The organism is Klebsiella scottii (assembly GCF_036561945.1).
Classification (GTDB): domain Bacteria; phylum Pseudomonadota; class Gammaproteobacteria; order Enterobacterales; family Enterobacteriaceae; genus Klebsiella; species Klebsiella scottii.
The window spans coordinates 3,157,403-3,173,570 of sequence record NZ_JARXNI010000020.1; the positions used below are offsets into that span (position 1 = coordinate 3,157,403).

The following is a 16,168-nucleotide window of genomic DNA, read 5'->3' on the forward strand; positions in this document are numbered from 1 at the left end:
AGTGGCGGGATTTCCCCGCCATCAGCCATAAATGACAATACACAAAATCATTCATGCTGCATCGAGGCGGCAAGGGAAGAAATCCCCAGGAGCATAGGTAACTATGTGACTGGGGTTTCTGAGTGCAGCCAACAAAGAAGCAGCTTGAAGGATGAAGTGTATTTAGGCCTGGCGCTCCGGCGCGCCGTGCACCATGGTGTACGCGTAATCCACCCCCATGCCGTACGCGCCGCTATGTTCGCGAACCAGATCCATGACCGCATCGTAGGTCTCTTTGCGCGACCAGTCGCGCTGGTACTCAAGCAGCACCTGCTGCCAGGTCACCGGCACCGCACCGGCCTGCACCATCCGGTCAATCGAGCGTTCATGCGCATCGACGGAGGTTCCGCCGGAAGCGTCGGTCACAACGTACACCTCATATCCCTCTTCCAGCGCCATCAGCGCCGGGAAAGTCAGGCAGACTTCGGTCCACAGCGCGGAGATAATCAGTTTCTTACGCCCGGCGGCCTGTACCGCCTTAACAAAACCCGCATCTTCCCATGAGTTCATTGAGGTACGTTCTATCGGTTTAACCTGCGGATGCACGGCCAGCAATTCCGGCCAGATATAGCCGCTAAAGCTTTTTGTTTCCACGGAGGTATAAATCACCGGAACATTAAAAATCTTGCCCGCTTTAGCTAGCGCAACGGTATTATTTTTAAGCGTCTGGCGATCAATATTGGCGACACCAAAAGACATCTGGGGCTGGTGGTCAATAAAGATAAGAGTTGAGTTAGTTGGATCGATCAGTTCCCGAATAGACATAACATACCTTCTTAATCAATGAGTTAAAAAGAGACGATAAACGCTGTTGTGGGTCTGGATCGTGACGGATAAAGCATGGTGAGTATAGTCAGTAATTTCTAACGAGTTATTAAAGAAATTTTTATGACTTATTTTAAAAATAAAAGGCAATAAATAAAAAACCCGCTATTAGTGAATAGGGTGATAATGATGTTTATCAAAAATTTGCGGGTAAGAGTTCTAAATTATTCACTGGTATTGAGCATCCGGCTTCGGTAAAACAGAGGGATTATTTATGACCGGTAAGCCGCCGATGCGCCTGAATCTTGATGTACTGCTGATCCTCGATGCCCTGGAGACCCACGGCTCTTTCGCCACCGCCGCGGAATCGCTCTATAAAACGCCCGCCGCCCTGAGCTACATGATCCAAAAGCTGGAAAGCGATCTCGGCATCACCCTGCTGGATCGCAGCGGACATCGGGCGAAGTTTACCGATACCGGTACAATGGTGCTGGAAAAGGGCCGGCTGCTGCTCAATGCGGCAAAGGATCTGGAAAAGCAGGCGGTTCAGCTGAATGCCGGCTGGGAGCGGGATCTCGCCATCGCCCTGGATGCCTCCTTCCCTTTCGATCGTTTACTCCCGCTTATCGACGCGTTTTACGCGCAAAATCCGCAAACCCGCCTCAATTTTACCCACCACACGCTGGCGGGCGCCTGGGAAGAGCTGACCCGCAACGGGGCGGATATCATTCTTGGCGCGATTAACGAACCGCCAACCTCCGCCGAATGGTCGTGGAAAATGCTCGGAACGCTGGATAACGTATTTGTTGTCGCCCCCGGCCACCCGCTGGCGGAAACGGTACAGCCGCTGACCAACAAGCAGCTCAGCCTGCATCGCGCGGTGGTGATTAGCGATAGCGCCCGCTACTGTCACCCGCTCAACAGCAACCTCCTGACCGAGCAGTCACAAATTCGCGTCGATGATTTTGCCAGTAAAGTGGCGCTGCTGCGGGCCGGACTCGGCTGCGGTTTTCTCCCCCGCCACGTCGCCCAGCCTTGGCTGGCGAGCGGCGAGCTGGTGGAGAAAACCGTGATCTCTTTTCGCGAAAAGGATATCGCCTACATGGCCTGGCGCACGGATAACGACGGCCTGGCCCAGCGCTGGTGGCGGGAAGCCATTCTCGAAGAACCGTTTCTACACCAGCTTTATCCCTGACGGCTGAACCACACGCTGGCGGCGATGGCCGGAAGCGTCAGCACGCCGTCGTGCAGCGCGCCGCAGCCCTCTTTGAGCTGCCATTCGCCCACGTCCAGCAGCGGTGAATCCTCAACCACCACCTCACAGGCTTCACCGCGGTTGATAGCCACCAGCACGCGCTGATTTTTATAAACCCGGGCAAACACCACCACGTTTTCTTCGGCATAAATCACCTGACACCCGCCGTAGCGCAGCGCCTGGTTCGCCTTACGCAGCTTCGCCATGCGTTTATATAGCCCCAGCAGCGTCGCATCCTGCAAAGCCGGGTCCCACGGGAAGGGCTTGCGGCAGAAAGGATCGTTATTGCCATCAACGCCCACTTCGTCACCGTAGTAAATGCACGGCACCCCCGGCCAGCAGAACAGCCAGACCACCGCCAGCGGCAGACGCGCGACGTCCTTACCCAGCAGCGACTTAAAGCGCGCCGTATCGTGGCTATCAAGCTGGTTAAACATCCGCAGCTGCTGCTGGTGCGACAGCCCGGCGCGGTAGTTATCCATCCACGCCACGCAGGTTTGCGCATCTATCTTCTGCGGATCGTAAGAGATATCGGTATTCGCCAGAAAGCCCCACAGCGGGAAGGTAAACCCGCGATAGTTCATCGCCGCATCTTCGGCATCGGCCTGCAGCCACTGGCGCGCGTCGCCAAAATGTTCTCCAAAAACAAAGGATTCCGGCTGCGTCTCCTTCGCCGCCTGGGTTATACCGGCGATATGGCGCAGGTTATTACGCGCCCCGCCGCCTTCCCCCAGCATATGCACCACGTCCAGACGCCAGCCGTCCATGTTCCACGGCGCTTTCAGCCAGTGGCGCACGATGCTGTCTTCACCGGCGTAGATTTCATTGATCAGGCTGGTGGATTGATAATCCAGCTTCGGCAGGCTGGCGTAGCCCAGCCAGCTGTGCGCTTCGCCCTCGGGGGAAAAGGTGAACCAGTCGCGCCACGGTGAATCCGCGCTGTGGCAGGCGCCGCCGCTGCCGCGCTGGTGGCGGTCAAACCAGACGTGTGAATCTCCGGTGTGGTTGAAAACGCCGTCGAGGATCAGGCGCATCCCTTCCCGCTGCGTATTGTGCCGCAGGCGCAGCAGCGCGGCATCACCGCCGAACTGCGGATCAACGCGACGATAATCTTCGGTATCGTATTTATGCACGCTCGGCGCGACAAACACCGGATTCAGGTACAGCGCCGTGACGCCGAGCTGCTTGAGATACGGCAGCTTCTCGCTGATACCGTCCAGATCGCCGCCGTAGAAGGTTGAGCCGCCCGCCTCGCCGGTTAACGGTTCATCCCACTGTTTCTGAACAATATCCTGTTCGGCAGCGTGGTGATAGTAGGGCCGGTCCTGATCGGCTGCGCGCGGTTCGCTGCGCGCAAAGCGGTCAGGAAAGATTTGATAAAAGATCTGATCGGCAACCCACTGCGGGCCGCTGTCCGGCAGATCGACCGCAAACTGCTCCAGCCGCGCCGGCGGGAAGCGGTTAAAGCCCTGCGGGGTAAACCAGCGCTGCCGGTCGGCCCACAGCAGCTTGAAGCTATAGCGCCGACGCGGCTGGCCGCTGGCAAGATTAATCTCTCCGCGCCACGCGACGACGCCCGGCCGCGGCTCCTGGCGCAGACGGTGCATCGGCAGCGAAAGCTCTTCGTTGTCTTCTTCCGCGCGCAGCGTAACGCGCTGCGGCAACTCATCGCCGCTGACCCACAGGGTGATAAAGAGTCGTCCCTGCTGCTCCTTGATAAACGGGGCAACAGGCAGGTGCCATGCCTTCAACATCGTTATTCCTCTCTTTACAGAATGGGCACACCTTGCCACAGCGCGTATGCGTATGACTCATCATCGGCAGAATTATTGGGGGAGGAGAGCGGAGGAGGATAGCGCTCAAGCGAAAATATCCCGCCGGCTAGCGCGAACATAGCCGGCGGGAGAGCGGCCCGCTTAGCGCGCCTGCGCCAGCTGACGGTCACGGCGGGTTTTCAGCTTCCAGCCAACCAGCAGCAGCGCTATCCACGCAAAGCCGACGTACAGGGAAATACGCGTATCCGGATGGTAGCCAATCAGCGCAATGATAAAGACGAGGAACGCCAGGCCCACCGCCGTGGTCGCCACGCCGCCCGGCACTTTAAACTTCAGCGTTTTGGCCTCTTCCGGCGGCAGACGACGGCGGAAGGCAATCTGCGACAGCAGGATCATAATCCACACCCACACCGTCGCAAAGGTCGCCAGGGAGGCGATCACCAGGAAGACGTTTTCCGGCATGATGTAGTTCAGGTAGACCGCAAACAGCAGCGCGATGGTCATCACCATCACCGTCACCCACGGCACGCCGCGGCGCGACGTTTTGGCGAACATTTTAGGCGCACTGCCCTGCTCCGCCATGCCGTGCAGCATGCGCCCGACGCCGAATACGTCGCTGTTAATGGCCGAAAGCGAGGCGGTCAGCACCACGAAGTTGAGGATGCTGGCGGCAAAAGCGATGCCCATATGCTGGAAGGTTAAGACGAACGGGCTACCGTTAGTCCCGACCTGGTTCCATGGATAAATGGACATAATCACGAACAGCGTGCCCACGTAGAACACCAGAATACGCATCGGGACCGAGTTAATGGCGCGCGGGATGGATTTCTCCGGGTCTTCCGCTTCACCGGCGGTAATACCGATGATTTCAATTCCGCCGTAGGCGAACATCACCATCTGGAGCGACATCACCATCCCCAGCCAGCCGTTGCTGAAGAAGCCGCCGTTACTCCACAGATTATGGATGCCGGTCGGCTGACCGCCGTTGCCGATCCCCCAGATAATGATGCCGAAACCGGCCAGAATCATGATGATAATGGTGGCGACTTTAAAGAAGGAGAACCAGAACTCCAGCTCGCCAAACACCTTCACGCTCATCAGGTTGACGGCGCAGATAATCAGCACCACGCTAAGCACCCAGATCCAGTGCGGGACCGTCGGGAACCAGACGCCCATATAGATGCCGAAGGCCGTCACGTCGGCGATGGCAACAATCAGGATTTCAAAGCAGTAGGTCCAGCCGGTGATATAGCCCGCCAGCGGGCCGAGGTAGTCCTGCGCATAGCGTGAAAATGAGCTGGCGGCGGGGTTATGCACCGACATCTCGCCCAGCGCGCGCATAATAATGTACGCCGCCACGCCGCCGATAATATAGGCCAGCAGCACGCTCGGGCCGGCCATCTTAATCGCATCCGCCGAACCATAGAACAGACCGGTGCCAATTGCCGAACCCAGCGCCATAAAGCGGATATGCCGGGTACTTAGCCCGCGCTTAAGTTTGTTACTACTTTCCATCGTATTCCATGCCGTTTTTCTCCTTTAGCCTTCGCCGGACGAAGATCAAAAGAGGATTACCTGAAAAACAAAAAACCACGGGACCTGAAGTCCCGTGGTTTAACACTGATTTTAAACGCCGGCTAGTGCGCGCTGGATGTCACCTGACGCCCTACGGCGCGATCCCAGACCACCGCCAGAACCACCATCACGGCGGTCGGCATCAGCCAGGCCAGCCCCTGCTCTGCCAAAGGCAGACGCGCGGTCCACGCTGGCAGCATATCGGCAAACGCCGACGTTTTAATGCCGTCAATAATACCAAACATCAGGCTGATAAACATGGCCGGCGCAATAACGCGGGACGAATTATGCCACCAGTTGCGGGTAAAGCTTAATACCACCAGTGCGATACACGGCGGATAGATAGCCGTCAGCACCGGGATCGAAATCTGAATCAGGTGGCTCAGCCCCAGGTTGGAGACCGCCATCGAGAAGATGCCGAGAATAAACACCAGCGAGCGGTAGGAGAGCGGCAGGTACTGGGCGAAAAACTCCGCGCAGGCGCAGGTCAGGCCAACCGCGGTAACCAGGCAGGCAATGAAAATCAGCGCCGCCAGCATAAAGCTCCCCGCGCCGCCAAAGGTGTGCTGGACATACGAGTGCAGAATGGCCGCGCCGTTAGCCGACTGATCGACCAGCGTCGCGCTGTCGGAGCCGAGGCGGAACAACGCCAGATACAGTAACGTCAGGCCGACGCCCGCCATCAGGCCAGCCCACACGGTATAGCGGGTCAGCAGGCGCGCTTCGCTGACGCCGCGAGAGCGCGCGGCGTTAACAATCACGATCCCGAAGACCATCGCGCCGAGGGTATCCATAGTCAGATAGCCGTTGACGAAGCCGTTTGAGAACGGCGCGGTGCGGTAGGCTTCCAGCGCGTTGCTGATCGGGCCGGCGGGCCAAATAATCGCCGCGACGGAGAGAATAATCAGCGCAATGATTTTCAGCGGCGCGAGGAAGTTCCCGACGGTATCCAGCAGCTTGCCGGGATATAACGAAACGAGGATCACCAGGGCAAAATAGATGACGCTGTAAATCATCAGCGGCATCGCGCCATCGCCGGTCAGCGGGGCAATACCCACCTCAAAGGAGACCGTCGCGGTACGCGGAGTCGCGAACAGCGGCCCCACCGCCAGATAGCAGACCACGGCCAGCAGGATCCCCGCCACTTTACCAATCGGGGTGCTCAGGCTTTCAACGCCGCCGCCGACTTTCGCCAGCGCCACGACCGTCAGCACCGGTAAACCCACGGCGGTGATCAGAAAGCCTATAGCGGCGGTCCAGACGTGTTCACCAGCCTGTAAACCAACCATTGGGGGGAAGATGATGTTGCCTGCACCGACGAACAGCGCGAAGGTCATAAAGCCCAACGCTATGATGTCGCGAGATTTTAACTGATGGGTCATAAATTCATACTGCCTGTGGATGTGGTGGTGTTAAACGGAAAAATACCGTGCCTTCCCTTAGGGATGATACAGCGGCTATTGCCGGAAACTCAGCGAGATATGCTCCCGAAGCGGCGTGGGAAAGAATTGTTTTTTGAATTACCACGCAAAAACAGTCTGTCTACGACTGCATGGGGCGCAATTTAAACGCTTATAACGTTTTAAAGCAAGGCGGGATCGTAAAAGCAGATGATTATGCTAAGTCTGCATTAATACCTGGCGTTATTAACCATAATGAAGGAAAACATATGGCTAATCATGCGAACAAAAAAGCAGCGGGCGTTCGTTAATTACGCAGCTGAAAATTGACTGCAAACGAAAATGACCAGCCTAAGCTGGTCATTGACAAGTTATGTTGACAGAGCGGCGGTTAGTCGCTTTTTTTGGCAATCAAACGTTCCGGCAGCAGGAAGCTAAACCGCGTTCCCTTGCCGGGCGTGCTCTCAATATCCAGCCGGCTGTCGTGATGATTAACCGCATGTTTTACGATCGCCAGCCCCAGACCGCTGCCTCCGGTTTGCCGCGAGCGCGCTTTATCCACGCGATAGAAGCGCTCGGTGAGCCGCGGAATGTGCTCGGGCGCAATCCCCGGGCCGTTATCCTCAACGCTAAACAGCGCGCCGTGCGGCGCTTTCTGCCAGCTGACGGTAATCTCCGTGCCCTCCGGAGTATGGTTGATCGCGTTATACACCAGATTCGAGATCGCGCTGCGCAGCTGCTCATCATTACCGAGAACCTGCAGCGACTCATCGACCACAAAGTGCAGCGTATGCTTTTTCTGGCTGAGAGTTTGCGCCTCCCGCTCGACAACCCGCAGCATCATCGGTACGTCGATTTTGTCGTTCATCGCCAGAACCGGGGCCGCCTCAATGCGCGATAGCGTCAGCAGCTGTTTAACTAACCCCTCCATACGCTGGGTTTGCTCGCGCATGGTATGCAGGGCTTTTTCCCGCGTCACCCCTTCCAGCACCTGCTCCTGCATCATCTCCAGATACCCCTGCAGCACCGTTAGCGGCGTGCGCAGCTCGTGGCTGACGTTAGCAAAAAAGTTGCGCCGCGCCCCTTCAAGCTGGTGCATCTGCGTCACGTCGCGCGCCACCATCAGCATCTGCTTGTCGCTGTAGGGCATCACGCGAATTTCCAGATGACGGGAGTTATTAAGGATCAGATTGAGCGGTTTACTGAAATCCTTGTTTTTTAGGTAGTTGGCAAATTCAGGGTAGCGCAGGAGGTTAAGGATGTTTTGTCCGCTGTCGTCCGGCCAGCGCAGATTGAGGATCTGCTGTGCAAGGCCGTTACACCAGAAGATCGCCCCCTCCTCCGTGGTCAGCACCACCGCATCGGGCAGCGATTCCGCCCCGCTGCGAAAGCGTTTGATCAGGCTGCCCAGCTCGCGTCGGCGTTTTTTATTACGCATCTGCATCTGGTGGAGGCCGTACAGCAGCGGTTCCCAGCTGCCGCTTCCCGGCGGTGGCGTCATGCTGCGGTCCACCCACAGCCACCATGAGAGGCGTAATAAATTCCAGAAATGCCAGATAAGAAGTCCGGTCACCGCCGCCAGTAAAAACCACGGCAAATGACCAAATACCGCCCCGAGAATCAGGGCCGGGATACAACATAAGAAAAGCTCAAGCGCCAGCCTTTTCCATGACAGCCGTTCCAGCACGGTTCACACTCCTGTCGACATTCAGAAACGGGCGGAGAAACGATATCCCGTGCCGCGAACCGTTTGTACCATCCGGTCATGGCCACTCTGTTCCAGCGCTTTACGCAGACGGCGAATATGCACGTCTACCGTTCGGTCTTCTACATACACGTTGGTCCCCCAGACGTGATTCAGCAGCTGCTCGCGGCTGTATACGCGTTCCGGGTGGGTCATAAAGAAGTGTAATAACTTAAACTCGGTCGGCCCCATGTCCAGCGGGTTTTCACCGGTCATCACGCGATGGGAGGAAGGATCGAGGCTCAGCCCCTGCATTTCAATCACCTCTTCCACCGCCATCGGTGAGATTCGCCGCATCACGGCTTTGATTCGCGCCACCAGCTCTTTCGGCGAGAAAGGCTTGGTGATGTAATCATCGGCGCCGGTCTCCAGGCCACGAACGCGATCTTCCTCTTCGCCGCGAGCGGTTAGCATGACCACCGGAATATCGCGGGTCATCGCCTCACGCTTGAGCAGTTTGATAAACTGCAGACCCGATCCGCCTGGCAGCATCCAGTCAAGGAGAATCAGATCAGGCCAGGGTTCATTGAGTTGGTTCACCGCGCTGTCATAATCTTCCGCCTCGACGGGCTGAAAGCCGTTTTGCTCCAGAACAAAGCAGACCATTTCGCGGATTGGAGCTTCATCTTCAACGACCAGAATTCTTCTCGCCATTATTTACCCTGTATTTTTTAGCCATCAGTATAGAGTGCGGCGCCATTATGCGTCAGTTTTGTGACAGATTTATGAAAAAAAATGGCCGTATGACGATCGAGGATTTTGAATTGTGACACGCACTTAACTCCCCTTCCGTCGATGGTATAATGGCGGCAACGCTCTTAGGCTACGGAATATTTATGCGCATCATTCACACCTCTGACTGGCATCTCGGGCAAAACTTTTACAGCAAAAGCCGCGCCGCTGAGCATGCGGCCTTTCTCGACTGGCTGCTGGCCAGCGCGCAGGAGCACGAGGTCGATGCCATTATTGTCGCCGGCGATATCTTTGATACCGGCTCGCCGCCGAGCTACGCCCGCGAGCTGTATAACCACTTCGTGGTTCAGCTTCAGCAAACCGGCTGTCGGCTGGTGGTGCTGGCGGGCAACCATGATTCGGTCGCCACGCTGAATGAATCGCGCGACATCCTGGCCTTTTTAAAAACCACGGTCGTGGCTAACGCCGGCCACGCTCCCTTCGTTCTGCCGCTGCGCGACGGCGCGCCGGGCGCAATATTCTGCCCGGTCCCCTTCCTGCGCCCGCGCGAGCTGGTCACCAGCCAGGCCGGGCACTCCAGCGGTGAAAAGCAGCAGCTGCTGCTCACCGCCATCAGCGACTATTATCAGCAGCAGTACCAGCAGGCCTGCGCCCTGCGCGGCGACCAAACGCTGCCGATTATCGCCAGCGGCCACCTGACCACCGTCGGCGCCAGCAAAAGCGATGCGGTGCGCGAGATCTATATCGGCACCCTCGATGCCTTCCCGGCCAGCCATTTCCCTCCTGCAGACTATATCGCGCTGGGTCATATCCACCGGGCGCAGATCGTCGGCGGCTGCGAGCATATACGCTACAGCGGTTCGCCAATCTCCCTGAGCTTTGATGAGACCGGGAAAAATAAAAGCGTCAATCTGGTGACCTTTACCGACGGCCGCCTGACGGACGTTAGCCCGCTGACGGTGCCGATAGTCCAGCCGCTGGCGGTGCTAAAAGGCGATTTTGCCAGCATAAGCGAACAGCTTGACCAGTGGCAGGATAGCGCGGAGCTGCCCGCCACCTGGCTGGATATTGAAATCACCAGCGACGAATACCTGCACGATATTCAGCGCCAGATTCAGACCCGCTGCGAAGAGCTGCCGGTCGAAGTGCTGCTGGTGCGCCGCAGCCGCGCCCAGCGCGAGCGCATCCTGGCCGGAGAGCGGCGGGAAACCCTCAGCGAACTGCGGGTTGAGGACGTTTTTGCCCGTCGCCTGGCGCTGGAGAGTCTCGAAGAGCAGCAGCAGCAGCGCCTCGAACAGCTGTTTAACGAAACGCTGCACAGCCTGAACGGTGAGGAGCACCTGTGAAAATTCTGAGTCTGCGCCTGAAAAACCTTAACTCATTGAAAGGCGAGTGGAAAATCGACTTCACCGCCGAACCGTTCGCCAGCAACGGGCTGTTTGCGATCGTCGGGCCGACGGGCGCCGGGAAAACGACGCTGCTGGACGCTATCTGCCTCGCGCTGTACCACGAAACGCCGCGCCTGAGCAGCGTGTCGCAATCGCAAAACGATCTGATGACCCGCAATACCGCCGAATGCCTGGCAGAAGTTGAATTTGAGGTAAAAGGCACCGCCTACCGCGCCTTCTGGAGCCAGAACCGCGCGCGCAACCAGCCCGACGGCAACCTGCAGGCGCCCCGTGTCGAGCTGGCCCGCTGCGACGATGGGCAAATCCTTGCCGACAAAGTCAAAGACAAGCTGGAGATGACCGCCGCGCTCACCGGCCTCGATTACGGCCGCTTTACCCGCTCGATGCTCCTCTCCCAGGGCCAGTTCGCCGCCTTTCTTAACGCCAAACCCAAAGAGCGCGCGGAGCTGCTGGAAGAGCTCACCGGCACCGAAATTTACGGTCAGATCTCCGCCCAGGTGTTTGAAAAGCACAAGCTCGCCCGCAGCGAGCTGGAAAAACTGCAGGCCCAGGCCTCCGGCGTTGTGCTGTTAAGCGATGAGCAGCAGCAGGCGCTGCAGCAAAGTTTGCAAGTACTTACTGCTGAAGAGCAGCAGCGGCTCGCCGAGCAGGCCCGCGAGCAAAATACGCGGCAATGGCTGCTGCGCCAGCAGGAGCTAAGCCGCGATGAGATACAGACCCAGGCACGGTTACGCGAGGCGCAGCAGGCGCTGGAGCAGGCCCGGCCGCAGCTTGCGGCGCTGGAGCAGGCCCAGCCTGCCGACCAGCTGCGTCCGCTGTGGACCCGACAGCAGGAGCAGGCCGCCGCGCTGGCGCAGACCCGCCGCCAGGTGGAAGAAGTAAATACTCGCTTACACGAACGACTGCGTCTGCGGGCAGGTATTCGTCTCGCGGCGCGACAGCAAACGAGCCAGCTGCAGCAGACCCACCAGTCGCTCGCCGAATGGCTGCAGGCCAACGACCGCTATCGTCAGTGGGGCAATGCCCTGGCGGGCTGGCGGGCGGCGTTCCAGCAGCAGGCGCGCGACGCGCAGCAGCAGGCCGGGCTGGAGCAGCGGCTGGCGGAAACCCGCCGTCGGCTCGGCGAACTGCCGCCGGCGACGCTGGCGCTGGATGCCGATCGGCTGCGCGACGACCTTGCCCGCCACGCCGCCGCCCGCCCGCAGCGTCAGCAGCTGGCAGCCCTGCACAGCCGTCTGCTGCCCCTGCGCCAGCGCCTCAGCCAGCTGCAGGCGACAGAGCAGGCCGGCCGCGAGGAGCGGGAGAAGCTGGAAACGACGCTGACCCAGCGCCGCCAGGCTTATAAAGATAAAAACCAGCAGTTCAGCGATGTAAAAGCCATTTGCGAGCTGGAAGCGCGGATTGCCGGACTGGAAGAGGAGCGCGCGCGCCTGCAGCCCGGCGCGCCTTGCCCGCTCTGCGGCTCCTGCGAACACCCGGCAGTCGCCGAATATCGGGCGCTGACGCCCGGCGTTAATCAGGCCCGCCGCGAAGCCCTGGAGCGCGAGGTTAAACAGCTGGCGGAAGAAGGCGCCCAGCTGCGCGGCGAGCTGGATGCGCTGTTGAAACAACAACTTAAACAAAAAGAGGAGCGAGAATCGCTGCTCCAGCAGGAGCAAGCGCTTACCTCTCAGTGGCAGGCCGTCACCGGCGAACTGCGCATTGACCTGCAGCCAGAGGATGATATTTCCGGCTGGCTGGAGGCCCAGCAGGAGCTGGAGCAGCAGCTGTATCAGCATCAGCAGCGGCTCGCCTGGCAGACCCAGCAGCAGGAGTGCGAGCTGCAGCTACAGCAGCTGCGGCAGGAGCTGGCGCAGCGTCATAGCGCCCTGAACGGCGAGCTCGCGGCGTTTGCCCTCAGCGCACCGGAGGCTGAACAGGCGGCGGTCTGGCTGGCCCAGCGCGAGGAGGAAACCCGCAGCTGGCAGGCCAAACACGACGAATCCGTCACCCTGCAGGAGCGCCTGCAGCAGCTGATCCCCCTGCTGGAGACGCTGCCGGAGACGGAAGAGGCGGTAGCGCCCGCGCCGCTTGAGGGCTGGCGCCAGGTGCACGACGACTGCCTGGCGCTGCAGAGCCAGTGGCGCACTCTTGGCCAGCAGGAGAGCCAGCAGCTGCGGCTGCTGACAGAAACGCAGGGCCAGTTCGCCGCCGCCCTCGCCGCCAGCCCGTTTGCCGACCAGCAGGCGTTTCTCGACGCCCTGCTCGATGAGGAGACCCGTCAGCGCCTGGAGCAGTTCAGGCAAACGCTGGAAAATACGCTCCAGCAAAATAGCGCGCTCGCCCTGCGGGCCCGCGAAGCGCTGGCGCAGCATCGGCAGCAGCCGCCGGCGGATGCCGACATCACCCAGCCGGTAGAAGAGATTGAGGCCCGCTTACGGCAGCTGGCCCTGCTGCTGCGGGAAAATAGCGCCCGTCAGGGGGAGATCCGCCAGCAGCTGAAGCAGAATGCCGAGAATCAGCAGCGCCAGCAGGCGCTGCAGCAGGAGATCGCGCTCGCCGCGCGGCAGCTGGAGGACTGGGCGTGGCTCAATTCGCTAATTGGCTCCAAAGAAGGCGATAAATTCCGTAAATTTGCCCAGGGGCTGACGCTGGATAACCTTGTCTGGCTGGCGAACCATCAGCTCAACCGCCTGCACGGCCGCTATCAGCTGCAGCGAAAAGCCAGCGAAGCGCTGGAGCTGGAGGTGGTCGATACCTGGCAGGCGGATGCGGTGCGCGATACCCGCACCCTCTCCGGCGGCGAAAGCTTCCTCGTCAGCCTTGCGCTGGCGCTGGCGCTATCCGATCTGGTGAGTCATAAAACGCGCATTGATTCGCTGTTCCTTGACGAAGGGTTCGGCACGCTCGATAGCGAAACGCTGGATACCGCGCTGGATGCGCTGGATGCCCTCAACGCCAGCGGTAAGGCGATCGGCGTGATTAGCCACGTCGAAGCGATGAAAGAGCGCATCCCTGTGCAGATCAAGGTGAAGAAAATCAACGGGCTGGGATACAGCCGTCTCGATAAGGCCTACGCGGTGGAGTAAAGGTCCGCGCGGCTTCCCGGCAGCGCGGCGCCGCCGGGAGACCGGGACGACGAGCCTCTCCTCAGCCGTCTACAGCGGCCACAGCCAGGCCGCGCCGCGCACGCCGCTGGAATCACCGTGCAGCGCTTTGCGGATCGGCGTTTCGCACTCGCCGCCAAACACCCACGGTTTCACCAGCGCGGGCACCGTCTGGTACAGGCGCTCGACGTTGCTCATTCCGCCGCCGAGCACGATCACGTCCGGGTCGAGGATATTCACCACATGAGCCAACGACTTCGCCAGCCGCATCTCATAGCGGCTCAGCGCCAGTTCCGCCAGCGGGTCCTGCTCGCTAACGCGCTGCACGATCTCACTGCCTTTTAACGGCTGACCGCCCAGTCGCCGATAGTCGGTGGCAAAGCCGGTGCCGGAGATAAAGGTTTCGATACATCCCTGCTTTGCGCAGTAGCACGGAACCTCCGCGCGATAGCGCAGCTCATCCTCGTCCATCCACGGCAGCGGGTTATGCCCCCACTCGCCGGCGGCGCCGTTGCCGCCAATGTGCGAACGACCGTTAAACGCCACTCCGGCGCCGCAGCCGGTGCCGATAATGACCGCAAATACGGTCTGAGCGCCCGCCGCGGCGCCGTCCACCGCTTCCGAAACCGCCAGACAGTTGGCATCATTCGCCAGCCGCACTTCGCGATTCAGCCTCTGGCTCAGGTCTTTATCAAACGGCTGGCCGTTGAGCCAGGTGGAATTGGCATTTTTTACCACGCCGGTATACGGCGAAATCGAACCGGGGATCCCCATTCCAACGCTGCCGCGCTCTCCGGTCGCCTGCTCTGCCATATCGACCAGGGTGGCAATATTCTCTATCGTTTGCCGGTAATCATCCCGCGGAGTCGGCAAACGGTGGCGAAATAGCTGCTCTCCCTTATCGCTCAGGGCAATGACTTCCGTTTTCGTGCCGCCTAAATCAATACCAATACGCACTGTAAGCTCCTCTCCCCGATTAACAATGCAAGCATAGCGACAATTCGCTATCATGCCCGCTGGATTTAACGACAAAGCCGTGGAAATTATCATGCTGTGGTTCAAAAATTTAATGGTTTACCGTCTCAGCCGCGACATTTCCCTGCGTGCCGAGGAGATGGAAAAACAGCTGGCCGAGCTGACGTTTACTCCTTGTGGTAGCCAGGATATGGCGAAAACCGGTTGGGTATCGCCGATGGGATCGCACAGCGATGCGCTGACGCACACGACAAACGGCCAGATCGTTATCTGCGCGCGTAAAGAAGAAAAGATCCTGCCGTCGCCGGTGATCAAACAGGCGCTGGAAGCGAAGATCTTCAAGCTGGAAGCCGAACAGGGCCGTAAGCTGAAGAAAACCGAAAAAGATTCGCTGAAAGACGAAGTGCTGCACTCGCTGCTGCCGCGCGCTTTCAGCCGCTTCAGCCAGACCATGATGTGGATCGACACCGTCAACGGCCTGATCATGGTGGACTGCGCCAGCGCCAAAAAAGCGGAAGATACGCTGGCCCTGCTGCGCAAAACCTTAGGATCGCTGCCGGTTGTTCCGCTGGCGCTGGAAAACCCGATCGAGCTGACGCTCACCGAATGGGTGCGCTCCGGCACCGTGGCGCAAGGCTTCCAGCTGCTGGATGAGGCCGAGCTGAAGGCCATGCTGGAAGACGGCGGCGTGATCCGCGCGAAGAAGCAGGATCTGGTCAGCGACGAAATCGCCGTGCACATTGAAGCCGGGAAAGTCGTCACCAAGCTGGCGCTCGACTGGCAGCAGCGTATTCAGTTCCTGATGTGCGACGATGGATCAATCAAGCGCCTGAAGTTCTGTGACGAACTGCGCGATCAGAACGAAGATATCGATCGGGAAGATTTTGCCCAGCGCTTTGATGCCGACTTTATTCTGATGACCGGCGAACTGGCCGCGCTGATTCAGAATCTGGTGGAAGGCCTGGGCGGAGAAGCCCAGCGCTAATCAGCTGAATGACATCCGCAGAATCAATCGATTACGCGGATCTTCATCCTGCCGCGCTGCGGCAGGATGGCAGAATCTGAATTACAGATAGCGGCACAGATAGGACGTTGGCTCAGCAACCTGCAGATGGAACTCGCTGCTGCCCGGAACGTTGAATACTTCACCGGCGGCATACACTTTCCACTCGGTTTCCCCAGGCAGCAGAACGTTCAGCGCACCGCTGACCACGGTCATCTCTTCCGGCTGTGCGGTTCCAAAGGTATATTCACCTTCCGCCATCACGCCCACGCTCGCGCGGCCCGTACTGCTACTGGTGAAACCAATCGATTTCACTTTTCCATCGAAGTATTCATTACTTTGAAGCATAAACAAGCCCTTATGATCTTTTGTTGAAACCTCAATATAGGGGGCGCTCCTCGTTTCTGTCACGTAAAATTAACGCGTAATGCCCATCCTGTGACGCGGGA

12 protein-coding genes are annotated in these 16,168 nt (G+C 59.0%); 4 read left to right on the forward strand and 8 right to left on the reverse strand.

Features of this window, described 5'->3' with window-relative positions:
• Positions 1–162: 162 nt before the first annotated feature.
• Positions 163–804 (reverse strand): hydrolase, encoded by a 642-nt coding sequence (locus QFI97_RS22515; RefSeq protein WP_095094312.1) that lies wholly within the window; start codon positions 802–804, stop codon positions 163–165.
• Between the two features lie 292 nt (positions 805–1,096).
• Here QFI97_RS22515 and QFI97_RS22520 point away from each other — a divergent pair, with 292 nt between their 5' ends.
• Positions 1,097–1,999, forward strand: coding sequence for a LysR substrate-binding domain-containing protein (locus QFI97_RS22520; RefSeq protein ID WP_095097906.1), 903 nt, complete (start codon positions 1,097–1,099; stop codon positions 1,997–1,999).
• Here the strand turns inward: QFI97_RS22520 and malZ are convergent.
• The 5 genes from malZ to phoB all read right to left on the reverse strand — a co-directional run bounded on the left by malZ (position 1,990) and on the right by phoB (position 9,207).
• Positions 1,990–3,813, reverse strand: a complete 1,824-nt coding sequence (gene malZ / locus QFI97_RS22525) for a maltodextrin glucosidase (RefSeq protein ID WP_331834129.1) — start codon at positions 3,811–3,813, stop codon at positions 1,990–1,992. The two genes, QFI97_RS22520 and malZ, sit on opposite strands and share 10 nt — an antisense overlap.
• A 162-nt stretch (positions 3,814–3,975) precedes the next feature.
• Positions 3,976–5,349 (reverse strand): proline-specific permease ProY, encoded by a 1,374-nt coding sequence (gene proY, locus QFI97_RS22530; protein WP_331834128.1) that lies wholly within the window; start codon positions 5,347–5,349, stop codon positions 3,976–3,978.
• A gap of 122 nt (positions 5,350–5,471) precedes the next feature.
• Entirely contained in the window at positions 5,472–6,791 is a 1,320-nt protein-coding gene (gene brnQ, locus QFI97_RS22535; protein WP_095094306.1) for a branched-chain amino acid transporter carrier protein BrnQ, read from the reverse strand.
• Between the two features lie 409 nt (positions 6,792–7,200).
• Positions 7,201–8,496 carry a phosphate regulon sensor histidine kinase PhoR gene (phoR, locus tag QFI97_RS22540; RefSeq protein WP_095094304.1) on the reverse strand — a complete coding sequence of 432 codons (1,296 nt, stop codon included), beginning with the start codon at positions 8,494–8,496 and terminating at the stop codon, positions 7,201–7,203.
• 21 nt (positions 8,497–8,517) lie between these two features.
• Positions 8,518–9,207, reverse strand: coding sequence for a phosphate response regulator transcription factor PhoB (gene phoB, locus QFI97_RS22545; protein WP_095094302.1), 690 nt, complete (start codon positions 9,205–9,207; stop codon positions 8,518–8,520).
• A gap of 182 nt (positions 9,208–9,389) precedes the next feature.
• Here phoB and sbcD point away from each other — a divergent pair, with 182 nt between their 5' ends.
• Both sbcD and sbcC read left to right on the forward strand, forming a co-directional pair.
• Complete coding sequence (sbcD, locus tag QFI97_RS22550; RefSeq protein ID WP_346432018.1) at positions 9,390–10,592, forward strand: exonuclease subunit SbcD; 1,203 nt, start codon at positions 9,390–9,392, stop codon at positions 10,590–10,592.
• On the forward strand, positions 10,589–13,723 hold the full coding sequence (gene sbcC / locus QFI97_RS22555; protein ID WP_346432019.1) for an exonuclease subunit SbcC: 3,135 nt from the start codon (positions 10,589–10,591) through the stop codon (positions 13,721–13,723). Before sbcD ends, sbcC begins: the two co-directional genes overlap by 4 nt.
• A 69-nt stretch (positions 13,724–13,792) precedes the next feature.
• On the opposite strand, the gene mak is transcribed toward sbcC, so the two are convergent.
• The gene (gene mak, locus QFI97_RS22560; RefSeq protein WP_189339807.1) at positions 13,793–14,698 is read right to left on the reverse strand and encodes a fructokinase; all 906 of its coding nucleotides are present in this window, start codon (positions 14,696–14,698) and stop codon (positions 13,793–13,795) included.
• Between the two features lie 91 nt (positions 14,699–14,789).
• Here mak and rdgC point away from each other — a divergent pair, with 91 nt between their 5' ends.
• A complete protein-coding gene (gene rdgC, locus QFI97_RS22565) occupies positions 14,790–15,701 on the forward strand; it encodes a recombination-associated protein RdgC (protein ID WP_095097903.1) in 912 nt (303 codons plus the stop codon).
• 81 nt (positions 15,702–15,782) lie between these two features.
• Here the strand turns inward: rdgC and ppnP are convergent, their stop codons facing one another.
• Positions 15,783–16,067, reverse strand: coding sequence for a pyrimidine/purine nucleoside phosphorylase (gene ppnP / locus QFI97_RS22570; protein WP_095094295.1), 285 nt, complete (start codon positions 16,065–16,067; stop codon positions 15,783–15,785).
• Positions 16,068–16,168 lie beyond the last annotated feature (101 nt).

Coding starts and splice junctions, on each gene's coding strand:
- QFI97_RS22520 (WP_095097906.1), top strand. CDS start 1,097: ATGCGCCTGAATCTTGATGTACTGCTGATCCTCGATGCCCTGGAGACC.
- brnQ (WP_095094306.1), bottom strand. CDS start 6,791: ATGACCCATCAGTTAAAATCTCGCGACATCATAGCGTTGGGCTTTATG.
- phoB (WP_095094302.1), bottom strand. CDS start 9,207: ATGGCGAGAAGAATTCTGGTCGTTGAAGATGAAGCTCCAATCCGCGAA.
- proY (WP_331834128.1), bottom strand. CDS start 5,349: ATGGAAAGTAGTAACAAACTTAAGCGCGGGCTAAGTACCCGGCATATC.
- ppnP (WP_095094295.1), bottom strand. CDS start 16,067: ATGCTTCAAAGTAATGAATACTTCGATGGAAAAGTGAAATCGATTGGT.
- sbcD (WP_346432018.1), top strand. CDS start 9,390: ATGCGCATCATTCACACCTCTGACTGGCATCTCGGGCAAAACTTTTAC.
- rdgC (WP_095097903.1), top strand. CDS start 14,790: ATGCTGTGGTTCAAAAATTTAATGGTTTACCGTCTCAGCCGCGACATT.
- QFI97_RS22515 (WP_095094312.1), bottom strand. CDS start 804: ATGTCTATTCGGGAACTGATCGATCCAACTAACTCAACTCTTATCTTT.
- malZ (WP_331834129.1), bottom strand. CDS start 3,813: ATGTTGAAGGCATGGCACCTGCCTGTTGCCCCGTTTATCAAGGAGCAG.